The organism is Kitasatospora sp. NPDC059577 (assembly GCF_042735475.1).
Lineage (GTDB): Bacteria > Actinomycetota > Actinomycetes > Streptomycetales > Streptomycetaceae > Kitasatospora.
On record NZ_JBHWBZ010000013.1, the window covers coordinates 26,727 to 48,171 of the forward strand.

Annotated in this window: 21 protein-coding genes; 15 read left to right on the forward strand and 6 right to left on the reverse strand. The window is 73.9% G+C overall.

Annotated elements, in window-relative coordinates:
• The first annotated feature begins 71 nt into the window (after window positions 1-71).
• Window positions 72-422, forward strand: coding sequence for a DUF2516 family protein (locus tag ACFV0O_RS13635; RefSeq protein ID WP_350521690.1), 351 nt, complete (start codon window positions 72-74; stop codon window positions 420-422).
• A 92-nt stretch (window positions 423-514) separates the two neighbouring features.
• Here the strand turns inward: ACFV0O_RS13635 and ACFV0O_RS13640 are convergent, their stop codons facing one another.
• Window positions 515-2,023 (reverse strand): PP2C family protein-serine/threonine phosphatase, encoded by a 1,509-nt coding sequence (locus tag ACFV0O_RS13640; protein WP_380340668.1) that lies wholly within the window; start codon window positions 2,021-2,023, stop codon window positions 515-517.
• A gap of 237 nt (window positions 2,024-2,260) precedes the next feature.
• Between ACFV0O_RS13640 and ACFV0O_RS13645 the strand changes: the two genes are divergently transcribed.
• Window positions 2,261-2,821 carry an O-acetyl-ADP-ribose deacetylase gene (locus ACFV0O_RS13645; RefSeq protein ID WP_380340906.1) on the forward strand — a complete coding sequence of 187 codons (561 nt, stop codon included), beginning with the start codon at window positions 2,261-2,263 and terminating at the stop codon, window positions 2,819-2,821.
• Window positions 2,822-3,030: 209 nt separating this feature from the next.
• Here ACFV0O_RS13645 and ACFV0O_RS13650 read toward each other — a convergent pair whose 3' ends face one another.
• Window positions 3,031-3,864 carry a class I SAM-dependent methyltransferase gene (locus tag ACFV0O_RS13650; protein ID WP_360252693.1) on the reverse strand — a complete coding sequence of 278 codons (834 nt, stop codon included), beginning with the start codon at window positions 3,862-3,864 and terminating at the stop codon, window positions 3,031-3,033.
• Window positions 3,865-4,102: 238 nt separating this feature from the next.
• Between ACFV0O_RS13650 and mshA the strand changes: the two genes are divergently transcribed.
• Window positions 4,103-5,473 (forward strand): D-inositol-3-phosphate glycosyltransferase, encoded by a 1,371-nt coding sequence (gene mshA, locus ACFV0O_RS13655; protein WP_380340909.1) that lies wholly within the window; start codon window positions 4,103-4,105, stop codon window positions 5,471-5,473.
• A 129-nt stretch (window positions 5,474-5,602) separates the two neighbouring features.
• Window positions 5,603-6,133: a YbjN domain-containing protein gene (locus tag ACFV0O_RS13660; protein ID WP_380340670.1), complete on the forward strand. Its 531-nt coding sequence runs from the start codon at window positions 5,603-5,605 to the stop codon at window positions 6,131-6,133.
• A gap of 24 nt (window positions 6,134-6,157) precedes the next feature.
• Here ACFV0O_RS13660 and ACFV0O_RS13665 read toward each other — a convergent pair whose 3' ends face one another.
• Window positions 6,158-7,474: an MDR family MFS transporter gene (locus ACFV0O_RS13665; RefSeq protein WP_380340673.1), complete on the reverse strand. Its 1,317-nt coding sequence runs from the start codon at window positions 7,472-7,474 to the stop codon at window positions 6,158-6,160.
• A gap of 150 nt (window positions 7,475-7,624) precedes the next feature.
• On the opposite strand from ACFV0O_RS13665, the gene ACFV0O_RS13670 reads away from it, so the two are divergent.
• Both ACFV0O_RS13670 and ACFV0O_RS13675 read left to right on the forward strand, forming a co-directional pair.
• Window positions 7,625-8,383 (forward strand): phosphoglyceromutase, encoded by a 759-nt coding sequence (locus tag ACFV0O_RS13670; RefSeq protein ID WP_380340676.1) that lies wholly within the window; start codon window positions 7,625-7,627, stop codon window positions 8,381-8,383.
• A 274-nt stretch (window positions 8,384-8,657) separates the two neighbouring features.
• Window positions 8,658-9,254, forward strand: coding sequence for a lytic polysaccharide monooxygenase (locus tag ACFV0O_RS13675; RefSeq protein ID WP_380340678.1), 597 nt, complete (start codon window positions 8,658-8,660; stop codon window positions 9,252-9,254).
• A 109-nt stretch (window positions 9,255-9,363) separates the two neighbouring features.
• On the opposite strand, the gene ACFV0O_RS13680 is transcribed toward ACFV0O_RS13675, so the two are convergent.
• Both ACFV0O_RS13680 and phoU read right to left on the reverse strand, forming a co-directional pair.
• On the reverse strand, window positions 9,364-9,543 hold the full coding sequence (locus tag ACFV0O_RS13680; protein ID WP_380340681.1) for a hypothetical protein: 180 nt from the start codon (window positions 9,541-9,543) through the stop codon (window positions 9,364-9,366).
• Between the two features lie 178 nt (window positions 9,544-9,721).
• A complete protein-coding gene (gene phoU / locus ACFV0O_RS13685; protein WP_380340684.1) occupies window positions 9,722-10,420 on the reverse strand; it encodes a phosphate signaling complex protein PhoU in 699 nt (232 codons plus the stop codon).
• Between the two features lie 306 nt (window positions 10,421-10,726).
• Between phoU and ACFV0O_RS13690 the strand changes: the two genes are divergently transcribed.
• Window positions 10,727-12,133, forward strand: coding sequence for an ATP-binding protein (locus ACFV0O_RS13690; protein WP_360252710.1), 1,407 nt, complete (start codon window positions 10,727-10,729; stop codon window positions 12,131-12,133).
• Window positions 12,134-12,135: 2 nt separating this feature from the next.
• Window positions 12,136-12,831, forward strand: coding sequence for a response regulator transcription factor (locus ACFV0O_RS13695; protein WP_189915892.1), 696 nt, complete (start codon window positions 12,136-12,138; stop codon window positions 12,829-12,831).
• 95 nt (window positions 12,832-12,926) lie between these two features.
• Here the strand turns inward: ACFV0O_RS13695 and ACFV0O_RS13700 are convergent, their stop codons facing one another.
• Window positions 12,927-13,619, reverse strand: coding sequence for a DUF461 domain-containing protein (locus ACFV0O_RS13700; protein WP_380340688.1), 693 nt, complete (start codon window positions 13,617-13,619; stop codon window positions 12,927-12,929).
• A 427-nt stretch (window positions 13,620-14,046) separates the two neighbouring features.
• Here ACFV0O_RS13700 and ACFV0O_RS13705 point away from each other — a divergent pair, with 427 nt between their 5' ends.
• The 7 genes from ACFV0O_RS13705 to ACFV0O_RS13735 all read left to right on the forward strand — a co-directional run bounded on the left by ACFV0O_RS13705 (window position 14,047) and on the right by ACFV0O_RS13735 (window position 21,344).
• The gene (locus ACFV0O_RS13705; RefSeq protein ID WP_014136563.1) at window positions 14,047-14,529 is read left to right on the forward strand and encodes a CarD family transcriptional regulator; all 483 of its coding nucleotides are present in this window, start codon (window positions 14,047-14,049) and stop codon (window positions 14,527-14,529) included.
• A 346-nt stretch (window positions 14,530-14,875) separates the two neighbouring features.
• The gene (ispD, locus tag ACFV0O_RS13710) at window positions 14,876-15,601 is read left to right on the forward strand and encodes a 2-C-methyl-D-erythritol 4-phosphate cytidylyltransferase (protein WP_360252715.1); all 726 of its coding nucleotides are present in this window, start codon (window positions 14,876-14,878) and stop codon (window positions 15,599-15,601) included.
• Window positions 15,591-16,091 (forward strand): 2-C-methyl-D-erythritol 2,4-cyclodiphosphate synthase, encoded by a 501-nt coding sequence (gene ispF, locus ACFV0O_RS13715; protein WP_380340691.1) that lies wholly within the window; start codon window positions 15,591-15,593, stop codon window positions 16,089-16,091. The genes ispD and ispF overlap by 11 nt, the downstream gene beginning before the upstream one ends.
• 159 nt (window positions 16,092-16,250) lie before the next feature.
• Entirely contained in the window at window positions 16,251-16,646 is a 396-nt protein-coding gene (locus tag ACFV0O_RS13720) for a PPOX class F420-dependent oxidoreductase (protein WP_380340694.1), read from the forward strand.
• Between the two features lie 96 nt (window positions 16,647-16,742).
• On the forward strand, window positions 16,743-18,152 hold the full coding sequence (gene cysS, locus ACFV0O_RS13725; protein WP_380340697.1) for a cysteine--tRNA ligase: 1,410 nt from the start codon (window positions 16,743-16,745) through the stop codon (window positions 18,150-18,152).
• Window positions 18,153-18,289: 137 nt separating this feature from the next.
• The gene (rlmB, locus tag ACFV0O_RS13730; protein ID WP_380340699.1) at window positions 18,290-19,282 is read left to right on the forward strand and encodes a 23S rRNA (guanosine(2251)-2'-O)-methyltransferase RlmB; all 993 of its coding nucleotides are present in this window, start codon (window positions 18,290-18,292) and stop codon (window positions 19,280-19,282) included.
• Between the two features lie 391 nt (window positions 19,283-19,673).
• Window positions 19,674-21,344: a DoxX family membrane protein gene (locus tag ACFV0O_RS13735; RefSeq protein ID WP_380340702.1), complete on the forward strand. Its 1,671-nt coding sequence runs from the start codon at window positions 19,674-19,676 to the stop codon at window positions 21,342-21,344.
• Window positions 21,345-21,445 lie beyond the last annotated feature (101 nt).

The following is a 21,445-nucleotide window of genomic DNA, read 5'->3' on the forward strand; positions in this document are numbered from 1 at the left end:
GGTGCGGACGGCCGCCGTGCCAGGATGGGCGGCGGTCGAAGCGCGGGAATCGAGAGACAGAGGAGATCGCGATGGTCGGAGTGCTCCAGATTCTGGCCTTTTCCTACCTGAACCCGATCTGGTGGGCGACGATCGCCATCCTGGCCTACAAGTTGTTCGCCCTGGTCGACGCGGCCACCCGCCGGGAGGACGCCTACCGGGCGGCGGACAAGAAGACCAAGGGGTTCTGGGTCGCGATCCTCGCGATCTCCTTCGGCTGGGACTTCCTGTTCGGGGTGAACTTCTTCACCGGCATCGGCACCCTGGCCGGCCTGGTCGCCTCGATCGTCTACGTGGTGGACGTCCGCCCCGCGATCAGGGCCCTGACCGGGGGCGGTGGCCGGGGCGGCCGGAGCAACACCGGCCCGTACGGTCCCTGGTAGGTCCGGCGGCGGACGACGCGACGGCCCGGGCGGGTGAACTCCCCGCCCGGGCCGTCGCGTTGTTCGCCTTCCGGGCCTCGCCTGCCGGTCCGTCAGCCGAGGATCAGCTGCACCGGGTTGCGCTCCAGCAGCAGCACCGCGACGTCGTCGGTCAGCGCGCCGCCGTTCAGCTCCTCGACCTCGGCGATGGCACTGTCCACCAGTCGCCCCCGGGTCAGTCCGGCGGCCTGGTGGTCGCCGATCAGCCCGGCGAGCCCGTCCTGGCCCAGGCGCCGGGAACCGGCCCCGACCCGTCCTTCGATCAGGCCGTCGGTGTAGAGCAACAGCCGCCAGCCGGGACGGAGTTCGACCTCGTGGGCGGGCCAGGCGGCCTCCCCGTCGTGGCAGGGCAGCAGGCCGAGCGCGGGCCCGGCGAGGTCGGCGGGCAGGGTGACCGGCTCGTGGTCGCGGCCGAGCAGCAGCGGGGCCGGGTGCCCGGCGAGGTAGAGCCGGGCCCGTTCGCCGGTGCCCAGCGAGTCGAGGTCGCTGCCGGTGCCACCGGGCCCGATGACGAGCATGCAGAGCGTCGCGAAGATCTCGTCGCTGCGCCGCTCGTGCTCCAGGACGTGCTGGAGGGTGGTGAGCAGCTCCTCGCCGGTGAGGCCCGCGAAGACCAGGGTGCGCCACGCTATCCGCAGCGCGACGCCGAGTGCGGCCTCGTCCGGGCCGTGGCCGCAGACGTCGCCGATCACGACGTGGACGGTGCCGTCATCGGTGCGTACGGCGTCGTAGAAGTCGCCGCCGAGCAGGGCGCGGCGGCGGCCGGGGCGGTAGCGGCGGGTGAAGGAGAGCCCGGCGCCGTCCAGCAGCGGCGTGGGCAGCAGGTGGCGCTGGAGGCGGGCGTTCTCCTGGCCGCGCAGCTCGGCCTCGACCAGGCGGCGCTGGGACTCGTCGGCGCGTTTGCGCTCGACGGCGTAGCGCAGCGCGCGGGCCAGCAGCGGCCCGTCCGTCTCGTGCTTGATCAGGAAGTCCTGGGCGCCGGCGGCGACGGCGGCCGCGCCGAGTTCGGCCCCGGCGGCGTCGGTGAGCACCACCACGGGGATGTGCGGGGCGCGGCGGAGCAGCTCGTGCAGGCCCTCCAGCCCGTCGGAGGAGTCGGAGGGGTGCGGCAGGTCGGCGGGCGCGGCGAGGTCGAGCAGCACGCAGCCGAACTCGGGGCCGCGGGAGCGTCCGCGCCGGGCCGAGAGGGCGCTCTGGGCCAGCAGGGCGGTGGCCTGGTCGAGGCCGCGGGCCCAGTGGATCTCGATCGAGGTGCCGCTGTCGGCCACCGCCGCCTTGATCAGCTGGGCGTCCGAGGCGTCGTCCTCGATGACCAGCAGCCGCAGCGGCGCCCCGCCGTCGGCGGGGTTGTCGGGGCCGGGCCCCGGCGGGACCTCGGAGACGTGCGACGGGTGGACGGCGTGCGCGGCTCGCACCGCCTGCGAACGGGGGTGGGGTATCGGGGGAGCCGCCGTCGCGGGGCCGGTCGTGACCGGGCGGTTGCGGGCATGGCCGACGGGGGCGCCGTGGGCGCCCGGCAGGTCCGCGGCGCCAGGTGCCCGCCCGTCTCCCGTTGCGGGCATCGGTGGTTCCTCCCTTTCCCCGACTGCGTAACGGTCGGCGTCCGTCCGCAGTGCCCGCCTGGCACCGTGCGTCGGGGAACTTCTCGCGACCATAACGTGATCTCCGGGGATTTCTCTGGCCGACCGGCGCCGTTGTGGTTATTGCCACGCCGGTGGCGGTGTGGTGATCGGACTCGGATGACGACGGATGCCCGTCGCGGCCGCGGCCGCGCGGGGAGGAGAAGGGGGCAGACGGTGGTGACACGGATCACCCTGGTCGAGGGTGACATCACGGAACAGCAGGTGGACGCGGTGGTGAACGCCGCGAACTCGTCCCTCCTGGGGGGTGGCGGGGTGGACGGCGCGATCCACCGCAAGGGCGGGCCGCAGGTCCTGGAGGAGTGTCGTCGACTGCGCGCCTCGCACTGGGGCAAGGGGCTGCCCACCGGGCACGCGGTGGCGACGACGGCCGGACGGCTGCCGGCCCGGTGGGTGGTGCACACCGTCGGGCCGGTGTACCGGGAGGAGGAGTACGAGGAACGGGCGGAGCTGTTGGCCTCCTGCTATCGCGAGTCGCTGCGCGTCGCGATGGAGCTGGGCGCGCGCACGGTGGCCTTCCCGGCCGTGTCTGCCGGGATCTACGGCTGGCCGCCGGCGGACGCGGCCCGGATCGCGCTGGGCACCGTCGCCCGGGTGCTGGACGGCGGTGGCGCGGAGGCGGGTGCGGCGCCGGTGGAGGTGCGGTTCGTGCTGTTCGGGGCGGAGATGTACGGGGTGTTCGAGCGGGCCCGACAGGAGCTGCTCGGGCCGGATGACTGACAGGCGGGACGGCTGAACGGCGGGGCCGGACAGGGTGCGTACCGGGCGGCGTGTGGTGTCGTCGCCCGGTCGCGTCCATGGTGGCGTGACGAGGCGTCAACACGCCAGAGATATTCGATAACTCGTTCGAGTGAATGCGTCGGGTCGCTCACCAGCTCCCGCCCGCACCGGGCCCGCGGCGGCTCCGGCGGCTCCGGCGAATCCGGAGACTACGGCGCGAGCGCCGACCAGGGCAGCGTGATCTCGCCCTGCCGCCACCGCCCCCGCGCGTCCACCAGCGGCCAACTGCCCGCCAGCGCCGTGCAGGCCGCCACCCAGCGCTGCCGCGCCCCGAACGCCCCGTACGGCGCCGCCGCCGCCCAGGCCCGGTCGAAGTCGGTCAGGAAGGCGTGCACCGGCCGCCCCGGCACGTTGTGGTGGATCAGCGCCTTCGGCAGCCGCTCGGCGAGGTCGGAGGGCTGCTCCAGGCCGCCGAGCCGGGCCGCGAAGGTCACCGTCCGGGGGCCCTCCGGGCCGAGCGCCACCCAGACGTGCCGCCGGCCGATCTCGTCGCAGGTGCCCTCGACCAGCAGCCCGTCCGGGGCGAGCCGGGAGCGCAGCCGCTCCCAGACCCCGGCCACCGCCGCCTCGTCGTACTGCCGCAGCACGTTGGCCGCCCGGATCAGCCGGGCCGGTGCGCCGCCGTCCAGCGGCACCTCGAAGCCGCCGCGCCGGAAGGTGAGCAGCGGCGGTGCGGCGTACGGCAGCGCGGCCGCGACCCGCTCCGGTTCGATCTCGATGCCGACCACCCGGACGTCCGGCCTCACCGCGCGCAGCCGGGCGGCCAGTTCGACGGCCGTCCACGGCGCGGCGCCGTAGCCGAGGTCCACCGCCACCGGCGGGTGCTCGGCGGCGCGCAGGGCCCGGCCGAGGGTGTGGGCGATCCAGCGGTCCATCCGGCGCAGCCGGTTGGTGTTGGTGGTGCCCCGGGTGACGGTCCCCACCGGGCGTCCGGTCCGCCCGCGGGAGGGCGCGGCGGTGGCGGGGTCGAAGGAGGCGGCCATGCCCAGAAGGGTAGCCGGGGAGCCGGTGGCACCGCGCTGACCAGGCAGGACGGCGTCCGGCCCGGATCGGGCGGTGGACCGGTGAGGCTCGTGGGCCGGACCGGGAATGCCGGACGCCGCCCGCGTGGTTGGCACACTGGTGGTGATGTGTGCCCGGACGGGGCAGCGCACACCGGACAACGGGCGGCCCGACGCGGACCGCCTAGACGGGCCGCACAGAGGAGGCTTCAGCCAGGTGATCCAGCACCCCGTCCGTTCGGTACGCCGTGCCCAGCCCGCCGTGCCCGCGCGCGGCCGGCTCCAGTCGCTCGTCCCCGGGCGCCGCCGCCCGCGCCGGATAGCGATGCTGAGCGTCCACACCTCGCCGCTGCACCAGCCCGGCACCGGGGACGCCGGCGGGATGAACGTCTACATCGTCGAGCTGGCCAAACGCCTGGCCGACCTCAACATCGAGGTCGAGGTGTTCACCCGGGCGATCTGCTCGGACGACGCCCCGACCGTCGAACTGGCCCCGGGCGTGCTGGTCCGCCACGTCACCGCCGGGCCGTACGAGGGCCTGGTCAAGGAGGACCTGCCGGCCCAGCTGTGCGCGTTCACCCACGGGGTGCTGCGCACCGAGGCGGGCCACCGCCCCGGCCACTACGACCTGGTGCACTCGCACTACTGGCTCTCCGGGCAGGTCGGCTGGCTGGCCGCACAGCGCTGGGGGGTGCCGCTGGTGCACACCATGCACACCATGGCGAAGGTCAAGAACGCCGCGCTGGCCGAAGGCGACACGCCCGAGCCCGCGGCCCGGGTGATCGGCGAGACCCAGGTGGTGGAGGCGGCCGACCGGCTGATCGCCAACACCACCGAGGAGGCCGCCGAGCTGGCGCTGCACTACGCCGCCCGGCCGGACCAGCTGGCCGTCGTCCACCCCGGCGTCAACCTCGACGTCTTCCGCCCCGACGGTGCCGGGGCGTCCGCTGCCGCCCGGGCCCGGCTGGGCCTGCCGCAGGACGCCGCCGTGCTGCTCTTCGCCGGCCGGATCCAGCCGTTGAAGGCCCCCGACGTGCTGCTGCGGGCGGTCGCCGCGCTGCTGGCCCGCCGGCCGGAGCTGCGCGAGCGCCTGGTGGTGCCGGTCGTCGGCGGCCCGTCCGGCACCGGGCTGGCCCGGCCGGAGAGCCTGCACAAGCTCGCCGCCCAGCTCGGGATCTCCGACGTGGTCCGCTTCCACCCGCCGGTCGGCCAGGAACGGCTCGCCGAGTGGTACCGCGCGGCGACGGCCCTGGTGATGCCCTCGTACAGCGAGTCCTTCGGCCTGGTCGCGCTGGAGGCGCAGGCCTGCGGCACCCCGGTGGTGGCGGCCGCGGTCGGCGGCCTGCCGGTCGCGGTCCGGGACGGCGAGACCGGCAGCCTGGTGCGCGGCCACGACCCGCTGGAGTGGTCGCACGCGTTGGAGCCGTACGTCACCGACCCGGCGCTGGTGGCCGGGCGCGGTGCGGCGGCGGCCCGGCACGCGGCCGCCTTCGGCTGGGACACCGCGGCGGCGACCACCGCCGAGGTGTACGCCGGCAGCCTGGCCCGCCCGGCCGGCCGGCTGGCCACCGCCCGCCGCCGGCTCACCTGAGGCCGGGGCCCGCGACGACGGAGGCCGGGGCCGGAGCCCTGGACCGAGCCCCGGGCCCGGGACGACGGAGGCCCCGTGCCGGGCGGGCCGTGCTGCGCCCGATGGGTACCGGCGAGTAACGTCACCTCCATGGCAATCCGCACCAAGGACGAGGCCCTGACCCTCCTGCGCACCGCCCTGGACGACACCGGGGTGGCCTGGGAGCCGGCCGCCACCGACCCGCACACCCTGGTGGCGACCCTCCCGGGCACCCGGAAGCTGAGCACCACCTGCGCCCTGCGGGTCGGCGACCACACCCTGTCGGTGAACGCCTTCGTGATCCGCCGCCCGGACGAGAACCACGAGGCCGTCTACCGCTGGCTGCTGGAGCGCAACACCAAGCTGTACGGCGTGGCCTACGCGATCGACGCCCTCGGCGACGTCTACCTGGCCGGCCGGCTTCCGCTGGAGGCACTCACCCCGCTGGTCGTGGACCGGGTGCTCGGGACGGTGCTGGAGAACGCGGACGAGCCGTTCAACACCCTGCTGGAGCTGGGCTTCGCCTCGGCGATCCGGCGCGAGTGGGAGTGGCGGACCAAGCGCGGGGAGTCCACCCGCAACCTGGCCGCCTTCGCCCACCTGGCCGACCGGGACGCCGACGGGCACGGCGCCGCCGGCTGACGGCCGGCGGCCGGCGGCACGGGATCAGGCGCGGGCCGGGGCCTGCCCGACCTCCGCGGCGGGCGCCGCTCCCGGTGCCGCTCCCGGCGCCGGCACCGCGACGGCCTCGACGACCGCGACCGGCCCGGGGCCCGTCGCCGCGCCGGTCCGCTTCCCCAGCAGCAGGTAGCCGGCCGCGGCGACCGTGCCGCAGACCCCGCACGCGCCCCACAGCACCCCGCTGCCCGCCCGCTCCAACAGCACGCCGCCCGCGGCCGGGCCGAGGAACGAGGCGAGCGACCAGGAGAGCGAGTAGACGCCCTGGTAGCGCCCGCGCGCGTGGGCCGGGGACAGCTCGGCGATCAGGCCCATGAGGGTCGGCGTGTAGAGGATCTCCCCGACCGTCCAGACCGCCACGGTGAGGGCGTAGATCCACGCGGACGACCCGGCCAGTGCCGTCATCCCGAACCCCCAGCCGATGAACAGCGAGGCCGCGGCCAGCATGGCGGACCGGCTGCGGTTCTCGACCCAGCGGGTCAGCGGGATCTGCAGCAGCACGATCAGCAGCCCGTTCAGGCCGATGACCAGGCCGTACTCGGTGGACGTGATCCCCCAGCGGCCCATGTCCACCGCGAGGGTGGTGGAGCCCTGTTGGAGCACCAGGGCGAGCAGCAGGGTGAGCCCGACCACGGCCATGAAGCGGCGGTCGCGGAACACCGTGCCGAGGCCGACCGCCGGCTCGTCGGCCTTCGCCGTCGGGGCGTCGGGCCTGGTCTCCGGGATCCGGACGAAGACCACCACCGCGCAGAGCACGGTGGAGAGCGCGTCCAGCAGGAAGAGCGCGAGGTAGCCGTGGGTGGCGATCAGGCCGGCCACCGCCGAGGAGAGGCCGAAGCCCAGGTTGATCGCCCAGAAGTTCAGCGAGTAGGCACGGACCCGGTCGGCGGCCGGGACGATGTCCGCGATGATCGCCGAGATGGCCGGGCGGGTGGCGTTGTTGCAGAAGCCGACCAGGAAGGCCACCACCGCGATCGCGGCCTGCCCGTCGGTGAAGCCGAGCACGGCGGTGAACAGCGCGGTGCCGAGCTGGGCGGCGAGCAGGGTCGGACGGCGCCCGACCCGGTCGGTCAGCACCCCGGCCACGATCGAGGAGGCCGCCGAGCCGAGGCCGAACAGGGCGGCGACCAGGCCCGCGTAGGACGCCGAGTACCCCCGGCTGCTGGTGAGGTAGAGCGCCAGGAAGGTGACCACGAAGGCGCCGAGCCGGTTGACCAGGGTCGAGACCCAGAGCCACCAGAACTGGCGCGGCAGTCCGCCCGCCGTCTCCTGCACCATTCTTCGGAACCGGGCGGTGACGAGCATGTGGGGGCTCCCGAGGGCAGGTGTCCGCTGAGCGGCGCGGGCAGGCCCGGTCAGCCGACGTATGTAAGTGGCAGGTGCGCGCCGGACACGTTACACAGCGGGACAAGGTCCCCACCAGGGGTTTTCGGGCCCTCCACTAAGCTGGGGCCCATGGCTGACACGACGTACCGACTCATCCTGCTCCGCCACGGCGAGAGCCAGTGGAACCAGAAGAACCTGTTCACCGGTTGGGTCGACGTCGACCTCAACGAGAAGGGTGAGAAGGAGGCCGCCCGCGGTGGCGAGCTCCTGGCCGCCGAGGGCCTGTTCCCCGACGTGGTGCACACCTCGCTGCTGCGCCGCGCCATCCGCACCTCGCAGATCGCCCTGGACAAGGCCGACCGCCACTGGATCCCGGTCAGCCGCAGCTGGCGCCTGAACGAGCGCCACTACGGTGCGCTGCAGGGCAAGGACAAGGCCCAGACCCTGGCCGAGTTCGGTGAGGACCAGTTCCAGCTGTGGCGCCGTTCCTACGACACCCCGCCGCCGGTGCTGGCCGACGACGCCGAGTACTCGCAGGCCGGTGACGCCCGCTACGCCGACATCCCGAGCGAGCTGCGTCCGCGCACCGAGTGCCTGAAGGACGTCGTCGAGCGGATGCTCCCGTACTGGTACGACGCCATCGTCCCGGACCTCGCCTCCGGCAAGACCGTCCTGGTCACCGCCCACGGCAACAGCCTGCGCGCGCTGGTCAAGCACCTCGACGGCGTCTCCGACGAGGCCATCGCCGGCCTGAACATCCCGACCGGCATCCCGCTGGTGTACGAGCTGGACGCCGACTTCAAGCCCGTCACCGCGGGCGGCCGCTACCTCGACCCGGACGCCGCCGCCGCGGCCATCGAGGCGGTCAAGAACCAGGGCAAGAAGTAGGCGCGAGCGGGCGAGCAGTCGGCCCGGAGCGTGTGGAGGCCCCGTCACCCGGTTCGCCGGGGGCGGGGCCTCTTCCGTTCAACCGGCTTGCCGGGACGGCGAGTTGGGCGGTCCTGAAAGTGGTTCAGACCATTGACGGGCGGTGGTGGCGGCTCCTACCGTGAGGGCACCGGGCCGGCGCGGGCATGCCATGGATCTCCCCGTCCGGGCCCGCACCCCCACGTGCGCGTCCGCGCCCCGGTGCACTCTCCATCCACCCCCACGGAGGAGCACCATGCGCACACGTCACATCGTCGGGGCGGTGGTCGCCGCGCTGGCGGTACCGCTCACGCTCGCCTTCCCGGCCTCGTCCCACGGCTGGATCTCGACCCCGCCCAGCAGGGCCGCTCTCTGCGACGTGCACACGAGCGGCGTCCCCTGGGACTGCGGCGACATCCAGTGGGAGCCGCAGAGCGTCGAGGGCCCCAAGGGCTTCCCGGCCCTGGGCCCCTCCGACGGCACCATCTGCGCCGGCGGCAACGCGCGCTTCGCGGAGCTGGACGACCCGCACGCGGGGGCCTGGCCGACCACTGCGGTGACGGCGGGTCGGCAGCTCACCTTCACCTGGACGTTCACCGCCCGGCACGCGACCACGGACTTCCGCTACTACATGACCAAGCCGGGCTACGACGCCGGCCGGCCGATCACCCGGGCGAACCTGGACCTGACGCCCTTCCTGACCGTCCCGTACGGCGGGAAGCAGGTGCCGAGCACGCTGAGCCACACCGCGACCGTCCCGGGCGGGCGCACCGGCCACCAGGTGGTCGTCGCGGTCTGGACGATCGCCGACACCGGGAACGCCTTCTACTCCTGCACCGACGTGCGGTTCTGACACCGGGCCCCGGCCCCGCGGGCGGGCCGGACGCGAACCCGGACGCGAACCCGGACCCGGACGCGAACGAGGTGCACGGCCGCCGGAATGCCGTGCACCTCGGGGGTCCTCAGTGGCCGCCGCAGCAGCCGCCGTGCGCGCCGCCGCACTGGCAGGGCGCGCCGGACTGGCAGCCGCAGCCGCAGCCCGGGCCGCAGCCGCAGCCGGCGGCGAGGACGGGCAGAAACCTCGGGGCGGGCGGCTCGACGGTGTCGCGGGCGGGTGCCGGGCGGGTCGGGTTGGCTTTCATCGAGCTGTTCCCTCCGTGAAGCGGGCACACGCCGGCGCCCGATGCTTCGAGTGAAACCGCCGAACGGAGGGAGCGTCAACGGGCGCGCAGTGGTGGGGCGTACGGAAACGCGTGCGCCCGCACCACCCTCGCCGCAGGTTTACTCACCCCTGGGGATGAGCGGCCGTCGGGACGGAGCTCACTCCGCCGCGCCGGCCTCCAGCGCCTCGGCGGCCTCGGTGGCGGCCACGAACTCGGCCACGTGCTCGCCCGTCACCAGGTACACCACGCGCTTGGCGACCGACACCGCGTGGTCCGCGAAGCGCTCGTAGTAGCGGCCGACCAGGGTGATGTCGACGGCGGTCTCGATGCCGTGGTGCCAGCGCTCGTCGATCAGGTGCGACAGCAGCTCGCGGTGCAGGGTGTCGATGGCGTCGTCGTCCTGCTCCATCTCCAGGGCCTTGTCGACGTCCTTGGTGGCGATCACCAGGCCGGCCTTGGCCACCAGGCGCTGGGCGAGCTGGCCCATCTCCAGGACGGTGGCGTGCAGGTCGCGCGGCACGGCCGTGTCGGGGTAGCGCATCCGCGCGACCTTCGCGACGTGCCGGGCGAGGTCGCCGCAGCGCTCCAGGTCGGCGCTCATCCGCAGTGAGGTGACGACGATGCGCAGGTCGGTGGCGACCGGCTGCTGCCGGGCCAGCAGGTCGATCGCCCGGTCCTCCAGCTCGTGGTGCAGCTCGTTGATCTTCTCGTCGGCGGCGATCACGCTCTCCGCCAGCGCCAGGTCCGCGTCGAGGAGGGCGGTGGTGGCGCGGCCGAGGGCGGAGCCGACCAGCCGGGCCATCTCGATCAGGCTGTCGCCGATCGCATCGAGTTCCTCGTGGTACGCGTCGCGCATGTTCTCTCCTCAGTAGCTGTGTCGGTGGCGGTGCCGACCGGTCAGCCCGTCCGACCGTCGTTCCGGCGTTCGGGTGACCGCTGCTGGTGGCGCGCATCGTACGCGCACACCCGAGCCGGTGCGTCCTGTTCGGCGCGCCGATCTCTCCCACACGGGCTGCCTGGCCAACTTTCCGCCGTCAGGGCGACGGTGCACGGCCGGTACGGTGAATCAGCAGCCACACGAAGGTGAATTCTCGGCAACGCGTGGTCGATGCCTTGATCCAGCCCTTGGGGAGTGACCTGGCCGTGCGCTTACGCTGGCCACATGGACGTGAACGTGGCCGCCGCCGCTGCCTGCGCCATAGCCGGGCTCGGTGTCGGCCTCACCGCCTCCATCGCCTTCCGTTGGAGCGAGCGCGAGCAGGCCAGGGGCAAGCACAGCGGCACCAGCGGCAGGAACCACGGCCGGTACCAGGCACTGGGCACCGGCAACCCCGAGCCGCCCCTGCCGCCGGGGGTCGACACCGTGCTCTCCGTGCTGCGCTCCTGCGCGATCGTGCTGGGCGAGGGCGACGAGGTGGTCAAGGCGAGCTCGGCGGCGTACGCGATGGGCCTGGTGCGCGGCGGTGCGGTCGCCGTGGACCAGATGCTCGCGCTGGCCCGCGCCACCCGCCGGGACGGCGAGATCCGCCAGGTCGAGCTGGAGGTGCCCCGACCGGGCGCGGCCCGCGCGGCCGAGCCGCTCGCGGTCTCCGTCCGGGTCGCCCCGCTGGGCTCCCGGCTGGTGCTGGTGCTGGTCGAGGACCAGACCGAGCGGCGCCGGGTGGAAGCCGTCCGCCGGGACTTCGTGGCCAACGTCAGCCACGAGCTCAAGACCCCGGTCGGTGCCCTGTCGCTGCTCTCCGAGGCGGTCGCCGACGCGTCCGACGACCCGGAGGCGGTGCAGCGCTTCGCCGGCCGGATGCAGGTCGAGGCGACCAGGCTGGCCAGCCTGGTCCAGGAGATCATCGACCTCTCCCGGGTCCAGGACGACCGGTTGATGGTCGACCCGGAGCCGGTCGCGGTGGACGAGCTGATCGCCGAGGCGATCGACCGCTGCCGCCAGCAGGCCGCCGCCAAGCAGATCCTCATCGCGGCGGGCGGCATCGCCGGCCTCTACCTGCACGGCAACCGCGGCCAGCTCGCCGCGGCGCTCGGCAACCTGGTCGAGAACGCCGTCAACTACAGCCCGCCCCGCACCCGGGTGGCGATCGCCACCCGCCGGATCTCCAGCGCCGCGGCGCTCGGGGAGGCGGACGGCGAGCTCATCGAGATCTCGGTCACCGACCAGGGCATCGGCATCTCCGAGAAGGACCGCGAGCGGGTCTTCGAACGCTTCTACCGCGTCGACCCGGCCCGCTCCCGGGCCACCGGCGGCACCGGCCTCGGCCTCTCCATCGTCAAGCACGTCGCCGCCTCGCACGGCGGCACGGTCTCGGTGTGGAGCGTCGAGGGCCAGGGCTCGACCTTCACCATCCGCCTGGCCGCCGGACAGGCGCCCGTCGACGACGGGCCCGACGGGACCGACGACGATCCGGACCGCGGTCCGGACGCCGCCGGGCCCGCCACGGCACCCCGAACCCTCACCACGGACCGCACGGACCACCCGGACCGTACCGACCGTTCGCTCCCTGCCGGGGAGCGGGAACAACACCTGTCAGACACAACCCCCCAGCTTGCCCCGGAGGCCTGATCGTGACCCGAGTACTGGTGGTCGAGGACGAGGAGTCGTTCAGCGACGCCCTCTCGTACATGCTCCGCAAGGAGGGGTTCGAGGTGGCCGTCGCCGCCACCGGCCCCGACGCGCTGGAGCAGTTCGAACGCAACGGTGCCGACCTCGTCCTGCTCGACCTGATGCTGCCGGGCCTGCCCGGCACCGAGGTCTGCCGCCAGCTCCGGGTGCGGTCCAACGTCCCGGTGATCATGGTGACCGCGAAGGACAGCGAGATCGACAAGGTCGTCGGGCTGGAGATAGGCGCTGACGACTACGTCACCAAGCCGTACTCCACCCGGGAGCTGGTCGCCCGGATCCGCGCGGTGCTGCGCCGCCGCGGCGAGGACGGCGGCGCGGGCGAGAACGGCAACGGCCCGGGCGCCCTGGAGGCGGGACCGGTCCGGATGGACGTGGACCGGCACGTGGTGACCGTGGACGGCGCCAAGGTCGACCTCCCGCTCAAGGAGTTCGACCTGCTGGAGATGCTCCTGCGCAACGCGGGCCGGGTGCTCACCCGCATGCAGCTGATCGACCGGGTCTGGGGCGCGGACTACGTCGGTGACACCAAGACCCTGGACGTCCACGTGAAGCGCCTGCGGGCCAAGATCGAGCCGGACCCGGGCGCGCCGCGCTACCTGGTCACCGTCCGCGGCCTGGGCTACAAGTTCGAGCCGTAGACCGAAGACACCCCGTCCCACGCGGAAGGCCCCCGCCGGCAGCAGCCGGAGGGGGCCTTCGCGCGTTCCCGGCGGGCCCGCCGGGGGCGGGGGCGTCAGTGGGTGGCCGGGACCGCCGGGGTGGTGGCGCCGGCCGGGACGGCCGGAGCGGTGGCCGTGGTGCCCGGCGTCGCGGTGGTGCCCGGGGTGGTCGTGGCGCCCGGGGTGGTGGCACCGGCGGTCGGGGAGGCCGAGGCGGGGGCGGTGGTCTTGGCGGGCACGGCGCTCGCCGTGGGGGTCGGGCCGTAGCCCTTGTACAGGCCCTTGCCGTCCGGGCTCACACTGGCCTGGGCGGTGACCTTCTGGCCGTCCTTGAAGGTGAAGGTCGTCTCGGCGAACCCGCCGACGTGGACGGCCGCGGTCGCGACGAGGGCGGACGGGTTGCCCTGACCGCCGATCGCCACGGCGCCACCGGCCGGGATGACGATGCCGGTCAGCGGGGCACCGGCGGCGTCCGCGAAGGCCGCGGAGGCGGTGTCGACGGTGACGGACTGCAGCTCGGCCGGGACCTCGCCGGTGTTCGCGATGTTCACGACCACGTTGGCGGGGCCGGTGTAGTCGCCCGAGGTGCCCACCCCGGTGACGATCACGATGTTGTTCAGTCGGAGGTTCGTCCCGAGGGTTGCCGCCGCGTTGTCCGGCTTGACCTGCAGGGTGTCCGGCGTGTTGCCGGCTGCGCAGGAGGACAGCGATGCGATGGCGATGGCGGCGATGGCGGCGATGCCGCCGCGTCGAAGGCTGCGGCTCACGGCGGCGGCTTCTCCTAAGTCACGTGTCGATAGGTCAGGTCTCAGATTATCGACCTCGTTTATGCGCTCCTCACGGGGTGGTCCCCGTGTCGCACTCCTGGGGGTCCCCGGGGGCCGTCCGGCGGTACGTCCGCCATGTCCTGGTCACATCGCGGACAAGCTTCGACCAAGATCGAATAACGATTGGGTCGCGACCGGAAAAGGGGTGAAAGCTCAAGATCCAATCATGGTTGCGGGGGTGTTGCGCAAGGGTTTCGACGAACCCCGGAACCGCCTCCGACCTGCGGGAAGCCCCCCTCGAACACCGGTCGCAGCACGTGATGGGGGTGCTTGTCAAGCCCCGAGACCTGCCCTGACCTGCGAAAACGCCCTTCGGGTGCGCCGAGAAGCGTGTTATTCTGGAAAGCCACGGAAGGGGTCCTGTCACATGACGTTCAAGGTTGGCGACACGGTGGTCTACCCCCATCACGGGGCCGCACTGATCGAGGCCATCGAAACTCGCCAGATCAAGGGTGTGGACAAGACCTACCTGGTGCTCAAGGTGCAGCAGGGAGACCTGACGCTCCGCGTGCCCGCCGAGAACGCGGAGTTCGTCGGCGTGCGCGATGTGGTCGGCCAGGAGGGTCTGGACCGGGTCTTCGAGGTGCTGCGCGCACCGTACACGGAAGAGCCGACCAACTGGTCCCGTCGCTACAAGGCGAACCTGGAGAAGCTCGCCTCGGGCGACGTTATCAAGGTCGCCGAGGTTGTGCGCGACCTCTGGCGTCGCGAGCGCGAGCGCGGCCTCTCGGCCGGCGAGAAGCGGATGCTCGCGAAGGCGCGCCAGATCCTCGTCAGCGAACTCGCGCTGGCGGAGAACACCAACGAGGACAAGGCGGAAACGCTGCTCGACGAGGTCCTCGCCTCGTAGCGCACGCGTCGCCGCATGCGGTCGGGCTGCCGCCCAACGCTCACAGCGCCCGGTGTCGGCGCGCCGCTCCTCGGACGAACCGTCCGGGAGTGGTGCAGTGGCACTCCGGGCGCTGAGGCGTGTCCGGACAACGCCTCCCACCCGGGCCGGCCCAGGCCGGCGGGACCGTTTCTGCGCGCCCGCCCTCTCGCGGATCCTGCGGAGTGCGAACGCTGCGGAACCGTGCGGCGGGCAGCGGACCGTGGCTCTTCGGAAGGGGTCCGGTGCGCCCGCCGGGCACGCCATGGCCATACCCACTTCGCCGAAGGAGTGAAACCTGAACGCGTCAGCAGCAGTCGCAGCAGCAGTGGTGCCCGCCGCCGGACGTGGTGAGCGGCTGGGCCCCGGGGCCCCGAAGGCCCTGCGGGAGCTGGGCGGTGTCCCGCTCCTGGTGCACGCCGTCCGGGCGCTGGCCCGCAGCCGGGCCGTCGGCCTGGTCGTGGTCGCCGCACCCGCCGACGGGGTGGCCGAGGTGGTCGCCCTGCTGGACAGCCACGGGCTGGACGGCAAGGACGTCCGGGTGGTGGCCGGCGGCGCGACCCGCCAGGAGTCGGTCCGGCTGGGCCTGGCCGCGATCCCGGAGGACGTGGAGATCGTCCTGGTGCACGACGCGGCCCGGCCGCTCGTGCCGGTCGAGGTGGTGGACGCCGTCGCGGCCGCCGTCCGGGCCGGGGCGCGGGCCGTGGTGCCCGCCGTGCCACTGGCCGACACCGTGAAGCGGGTCGAGCCGAACCCGGGCCACCCCGAGCCGGTGCTCGACACGCCCGAGCGGTCCGCCCTGCGCGCGGTGCAGACCCCGCAGGGCTTCGACCGCGCCACCCTGGTCCGGGTGCACGCCGAGGCGCTGGCCGAGGAGAGCGCGGGCACCGCCGGCGCGCCGCCGGTCACCGACGACGCCGGCCTGGTCGAGCGCTACGGCGGCGGGGTCGTCGTGGTGCCCGGCCACGAGGAGGCGTTCAAGGTCACCCGTCCGCTGGACCTCGTGCTCGCCGAGGCCGTACTCGCCCGCCGGAGGGCCGCCGATGCCTACTGACCCGCAGACCCCCGTGATCCCCCGCACCGGGATCGGCACCGACGTGCACGCCTTCGAGGACGGCCGCCCGCTCTGGGTGGCCGGGCTGGAGTGGCCGGACGCCGGAGCCGGGCTCTCCGGGCACTCGGACGCCGACGTCGCCGCGCACGCCGCCTGCGACGCGCTGTTCTCGGCCGCCGGGATCGGCGACCTCGGCGCCCACTTCGGCACCGACCGCCCGGAGTGGGCCGGCGCCTCCGGGGCGAAGCTGCTCGCCGAGGCGGCCCGGCTGGTCCGCGAGGCCGGCTTCGAGATCGGCAACGTCGCGGTCCAGGTGATCGGTGTCCGGCCGAAGATCGGCAAGCGCCGGGCCGAGGCGCAGGCCGCGCTCTCGGAGGCGGCCGGCGCCCCGGTCTCCGTCTCCGGCACCACCACCGACGGGCTGGGCCTGACCGGCCGCGCCGAGGGGCTCGCCGCGATCGCCACCGCCCTGGTGTACGAGCGGCGTTGAGGCCGGTGGGGCCGGTGAGGTGAGCGGGCCGGGAAGAAACCGCGCCTGACGGGTGTTCACCGGTTCGCGCGGGGGCCCGGGTCGATACTGTTCGGCTTCGGGCCCGAGCGGGGCATCCCTCCGGGCCGTGACCGCCGCCGACGAGATGAGGTTCGCCAGATGACCACCCAACTCTCCGACCGTGCCAAGGCGTTGATCGACGGCAAGAGCTTCGCCGTGGTCTCCACGATCCAGCCCGACGGCAGCCCCCAGTCCTCGGTGGTCTGGGTCAGGCGGGACGGTGACGACATCCTGTTCTCCACCGTCCAGGGCCGCCGCAAGCACCTCAACCTGGTGCGGGACCCGCGCGTCTCGATCCTGGTCAACCCGGCGGACAGCCCGTACGAGTACCTGGAGGCGCGCGGGGAGGTCACCATGACCACCGAGGGCGGCCGGGAGCTGATCGACGAGCTGGCCACCAAGTACCGCGGCGTGGACAAGTACACCTGGGACGGCCCGGACGACGTCCGCGTGGTGGTGCGGCTCACCCCCCGCAAGGTGGTCGGCGGCATCTGATCCGACCGCCCGCGACCTGCCGTTCCCCGGGATCACGCCCCCGTTGTCCCGGGGAATGTGGCGGGGCACCCCCTGCTGCCCACTACGCTTGACGCTGTGAGCATTCGTCTGTACGACACCAGCACCCGCCAGGTACGCGACTTCGTCCCGCTTGTACCGGGTTGTGTCTCGATCTACCTGTGCGGCGCTACCGTCCAGTCGGCGCCTCACATCGGGCACATCCGCTCCGGGCTCAACTTCGACATCATGCAGCGGTGGTTCGCCTACCGCGGCTACCAGGTGACCTTCGCCCGGAACGTCACCGACATCGACGACAAGATCATCGCCAAGGAGCGCGAGCTCGGCGTCCCGTGGTGGCAGATCGCCTACGAGAACGAGCGCGCCTTCAACGACGGCTACACCGCCCTCGGCTGCCTGGCGCCGACCGTCGAACCGCGGGCCACCGGGCACATCCCCGAGATGGTCGAGATGATGCAGGGGCTCATCGAGAAGGGCCACGCCTACGCGGCCGACGGCAACGTCTACTTCGACGTGAAGTCGTACCCCGAGTACCTGGCGCTCTCCAACCAGAAGCTGGCGGACCTGCGCCAGCCGAGCGGGGACGGCGAGACCGGCAAGCGGGACCAGCGTGACTTCGCGATGTGGAAGGCCGCCAAGCCGGGCGAGCCGAGCTGGGAGACCCCGTGGGGCCGCGGCCGCCCCGGCTGGCACCTGGAGTGCTCGGCGATGGTCCACAAGTACCTGGGCCCGGCCTTCGACATCCACGGCGGCGGGCTGGACCTGATCTTCCCGCACCACGAGAACGAGATCGCCCAGTCCAAGGCCTACGGCGACGACTTCGCCGCCTTCTGGGTGCACAACGCCTGGGTCACCATGGCGGGCGAGAAGATGAGCAAGTCGCTGGGCAACTCGGTGCTGGTCTCCGAGATGGTCCGGAACTGGCGTCCGATCGTGCTCCGCTACTACCTGGCGGGCCCGCACTACCGCTCGATGATCGAGTACAGCGAGGAGTCGCTGCGCGAGGCCGAGGTCGGCTTCGGCCGGATCGAGGGCTTCATCCAGCGCGCCGTCGAGCGCTGCGGCACGGTCGACGCGGCGCCCGAGGTGCCGCCGGCCTTCGCCGAGGCGATGGACGACGACTTCGGCGTCCCGCAGGCGCTGGCCGTCGTGCACACCGCCGTCCGCCAGGGCAACAGCGCCCTGAACGCGGACGACAAGGAGAGCGTGGTGGCGCGACTGGCCGAGGTCCGTGCGATGCTCGGAGTGCTGGGCCTCGACCCGCTCGACCCGCACTGGGCCGGGACGGACCGCGGCGAGGCTGGGACACTGGAGAGCATGCACGGCGTGGTCGACTCGCTGGTCCGCCTGGTCCTGGACCAGCGGCAGGCGGCGCGCGAGCGCAAGGACTTCGCCACCGCGGATGCCATCCGCGACCAGCTCGGCCTGGCCGGGCTGGCGATCGAGGACACCCCGTCCGGCCCGCGCTGGACGATCAACAGCCAGTAACCCCATCTGACGATCGGGGTGATGGGTGGGCCGCACCGGACCGGTGCGGCCCTCCCGCATGACGTAGCGCATGCCGTCGGCCGCCGCCGGACAGAACGGGGCGGCCAGGGCATGCCGGACAGACAGGAAGTACAGCCATGGCCGGCAACAGCCAGCGCAGGAACCGCCGCAACCCCGGATCGAAGAAGGGTGCGTCTGTCGGTACCGGCGGGCACAGCCGGAAGTCGCTCCAGGGCAAGGGCCCGACCCCGCCCGGCGCGGAGCGCAAGGGCCACCCCAAGCAGCGGGCCGCCAACGCCGCGATCAAGCGCGAGCGCGACGCCAAGGCCCGGGCCGGCATGCGGCGGGCCGGCGGCGCCGGCCGCGGTGGCCGGGGCGGCGCGGGCAGCGCCGAACTGGTCTTCGGCCGCAACTCGGTGGTCGAGGCGCTGCAGGGCGGCGTGCCGGCCACCGCGCTGTACGTCCAGCAGTTCATCGACACCGACGACCGGGTCCGCGACGCCTTCCAGGCCGCCAACGACCGCGGCATCCCGCTGATGGAGGCCCCGCGCCCGCAGCTGGACCAGATGACCGGCGGGCTCAACCACCAGGGCGTGGTGCTCCAGGTCCCGCCGTACGAGTACGCCCACCCCGAGGACCTGCTGGCCGAGGCCGCCGACGCCGGCCAGGACGCGCTGATCATCGCGCTGGACGGCGTCACCGACTCGCGCAACCTGGGCGCCGTGGTCCGCTCCGCCGCCGCCTTCGGCGCGCACGGCGTGGTCATCCCCGAGCGCCGCGCGGCCGGCATGACCGCCGGTGCCTGGAAGACCTCCTCCGGCGCCGCGGCCCGGCTGCCCGTCGCCCGGGCCACCAACCTCACCCGCACCCTGGAGGCCTACCAGAAGGCCGGCCTGATGGTGGTCGGCCTGGCCGCCGACGGCGAGGGCGAGCTGGGCGACCTGGAGCTGCTGACCGGCCCGGTCGTCATCGTCGCGGGCAGCGAGGGCAAGGGCCTGTCCCGGCTGGTCTCGGAGACCTGCGACATGCGGGTGCGGATCCCGATGTCCGGGCTGACCGAGTCGCTGAACGCCGGTGTCGCGGCGGGCATCGTGCTGTACGAGGCCGCCCGGCTGCGCGCCAAGCGCTGAGGCGGAGGCTGACGTGCTCGGCCGTGGTCGACGTCGAGGCTGACGTGCTCGGCCGGGACCGGGGGCGAGGTTGGCGTGCTCGGCCGGGACCGGGGGGCGAGGTTGACGTGCTCGGCCGAGGTCGGCGTCGAGGTTGACGTGCTCGGCCGAGGCTGCCGCTGCGGTGGTGACGTCCGCCCGGGCCGCCGCGCCGGTGGACGCGGAGATGTGCGCCGAGCACCGAGCACGTTCGATGGGCGGGGCGCAGGCGATCTTCCGGATTGCCCGCAATCCGGGTGAAAGGCGATCGGGTCCGACCGGGCCCGATCGCTTTTTTCATGATCACTTCAAGTATGCGCCGGACATCCACCCGGGAGAGTGTCCTAAGCGGCCGTCACCCGGTTAGACGGGCGTGGACACCAGAACACCTCGGCGCCCCCTGTTCGGCGGCGGCAGCACCGGGATAGACGCGGGCCCCGGCCTCAACACCGTCAAGGTGGAGTCGGACCCCGCGCGGCTCAGCAGCACCCAGGCGAGCTTCCGACTCCGGCTCGGCGTCCCGGTGGCGCCGCTGATCGAGGCCCCGGCCGGACTGCTGTCCACCGGCGCCGCGTTCGGCGACCCCTACGCCAACCAGGGCCTGATCCGTCGTCCGCTGGTCACCCCGCAGGTCGTCGTGCCCGCCTCCGCCGTCCCGGCCCTGGCCGGGGCCGGCGCGCCGCGCCGCAAGGGCCGGGTCACCGCCGTCACCTGGACCGGCCAGGCACCCCCCGGCGACCTCGCGGCCACCCAACTGCTGGAGGCCGTGCGCCAGGGCGGTGCCCCCGGGCGCGGCCGCGGCGGCGTCGGCCTCGCCGAGGCGGACACCCAGGTGATCCCGTCCCTCGCGGGCGCCCGGACCGTGCCGCGCCAGCCCCGCGAGGGCAACGGCAGCGCCACCGACGCGGGCGTCGGCCCGATCGGTGAGCCGCACGGCTGGACCCCGAGCGGCGAACTGCCCGAGGTCTCCGCCGTCGACGCCGAAGGCAAGCAGCCCTGGTACCCCGGCCGCCGGGTCGACCTCGGCCTGGTGCTCCTGCCGCTGCGCGCCGTCCTCGGCTCGCTCTCGGTCTACGCCGGGATCAGCAAGCTGTGCGACCCGGTGTACTTCGACGGCGGCGAGCGCGGCTCGATGATGCGCTGGCTCTCCTCGCTGCACCCCTGGAAGGTCGCCGAGCCGCTGCTCGCCTTCGCCATGGCGCACCCGGTGGGCGCCGGCCTGATCGTGTCGTTCACCGAGATCGTGGTCGGCGTGCTGACCGTCCTCGGCCTCTGGCAGCGGTTCGCGGCCGGGGCGGCGATGGTGCTCTCCGCCGCGCTGCTGTTCACCGTCAGCTGGCGGGCCGTCCCCGTCTACGACACTCCCGACCTGATCTTCCTCGCGGCCTGGAGCCCGCTGCTGATCGCCGGGGCGCCGTTCGCCTCGCTCGACGGCCGGCTCAACCTGGAGGCCTGGCGGCGGTTCGGCGCCGACGCCCCCGGGGCGCTGCGCCGGCGGGTGCTGCGCCGCGGCACGGTGGTCACCACCGTCGTCGTCGGTCTGACCCTGCTGCTCGGCTCGATGTTCGGCGCCGCCGTCCGCACCGGCGCCCGCGCGCACCAGGCACCGACCCGGCCCGCCAACGACTACGGCACCCCGGTGTGGCCGTCCGGCAGCCCGTCCGGCGCCCCCGGTGGCAAGGGCCCGTCCACCTCGCCCTCGCCCACCGCCCCGCGCCCGGCCACCCCCACCCCGAGCGCCACCACGCCGTCCACCGCCCCGCCCTCCAAGCCCGCCACCCCGACCCCGAGCGGCAAGGGCCACTCCGGCAAGGCGGAGACCGGGTCGGGCTCCTCCCCGGCGCCCGCCGCACCGTCCGCCGGATCGGGCGGCTCCGCGCCCGCCCAGCGCAGCACCCCGGGCCCCGGCGGCTCGGGCCCGGCGCCCAAGTCCAGCCCCAGCTCCGGCGCCGGGCTGCTCGGCGGGGTGCTGGGCAGCGCGCCGCTGGCCGACCTGTCCGGCGGCGCCCGCTCCTCCCGCCCGGGGGCCCCGACCGCGACCTGAGGGTGAGGGCCTGACACGACGGATAGGGGGCGGGGTGTCGGGGGGTGGGGGGCCAGCGCCCCAGGGCGAGGCTGAGGGGGGGGGGTGGGGGCGGGCGCGCG

What these genes read in the sequence shown, in the direction of transcription:
- ACFV0O_RS13635 (WP_350521690.1), top strand. Translation starts at nt 72, where the DNA reads ATGGTCGGAGTGCTCCAGATTCTGGCCTTTTCCTACCTGAACCCGATC.
- ACFV0O_RS13640 (WP_380340668.1), bottom strand. Translation starts at nt 2,023, where the DNA reads ATGCCCGCAACGGGAGACGGGCGGGCACCTGGCGCCGCGGACCTGCCG.
- ACFV0O_RS13650 (WP_360252693.1), bottom strand. Translation starts at nt 3,864, where the DNA reads ATGGCCGCCTCCTTCGACCCCGCCACCGCCGCGCCCTCCCGCGGGCGG.
- ACFV0O_RS13660 (WP_380340670.1), top strand. Translation starts at nt 5,603, where the DNA reads ATGGCAATCCGCACCAAGGACGAGGCCCTGACCCTCCTGCGCACCGCC.
- ACFV0O_RS13665 (WP_380340673.1), bottom strand. Translation starts at nt 7,474, where the DNA reads ATGCTCGTCACCGCCCGGTTCCGAAGAATGGTGCAGGAGACGGCGGGC.
- ACFV0O_RS13670 (WP_380340676.1), top strand. Translation starts at nt 7,625, where the DNA reads ATGGCTGACACGACGTACCGACTCATCCTGCTCCGCCACGGCGAGAGC.
- ACFV0O_RS13675 (WP_380340678.1), top strand. Translation starts at nt 8,658, where the DNA reads ATGCGCACACGTCACATCGTCGGGGCGGTGGTCGCCGCGCTGGCGGTA.
- ACFV0O_RS13680 (WP_380340681.1), bottom strand. Translation starts at nt 9,543, where the DNA reads ATGAAAGCCAACCCGACCCGCCCGGCACCCGCCCGCGACACCGTCGAG.
- phoU (WP_380340684.1), bottom strand. Translation starts at nt 10,420, where the DNA reads ATGCGCGACGCGTACCACGAGGAACTCGATGCGATCGGCGACAGCCTG.
- ACFV0O_RS13690 (WP_360252710.1), top strand. Translation starts at nt 10,727, where the DNA reads ATGGACGTGAACGTGGCCGCCGCCGCTGCCTGCGCCATAGCCGGGCTC.
- ACFV0O_RS13705 (WP_014136563.1), top strand. Translation starts at nt 14,047, where the DNA reads ATGACGTTCAAGGTTGGCGACACGGTGGTCTACCCCCATCACGGGGCC.
- ispF (WP_380340691.1), top strand. Translation starts at nt 15,591, where the DNA reads ATGCCTACTGACCCGCAGACCCCCGTGATCCCCCGCACCGGGATCGGC.
- ACFV0O_RS13720 (WP_380340694.1), top strand. Translation starts at nt 16,251, where the DNA reads ATGACCACCCAACTCTCCGACCGTGCCAAGGCGTTGATCGACGGCAAG.
- rlmB (WP_380340699.1), top strand. Translation starts at nt 18,290, where the DNA reads ATGGCCGGCAACAGCCAGCGCAGGAACCGCCGCAACCCCGGATCGAAG.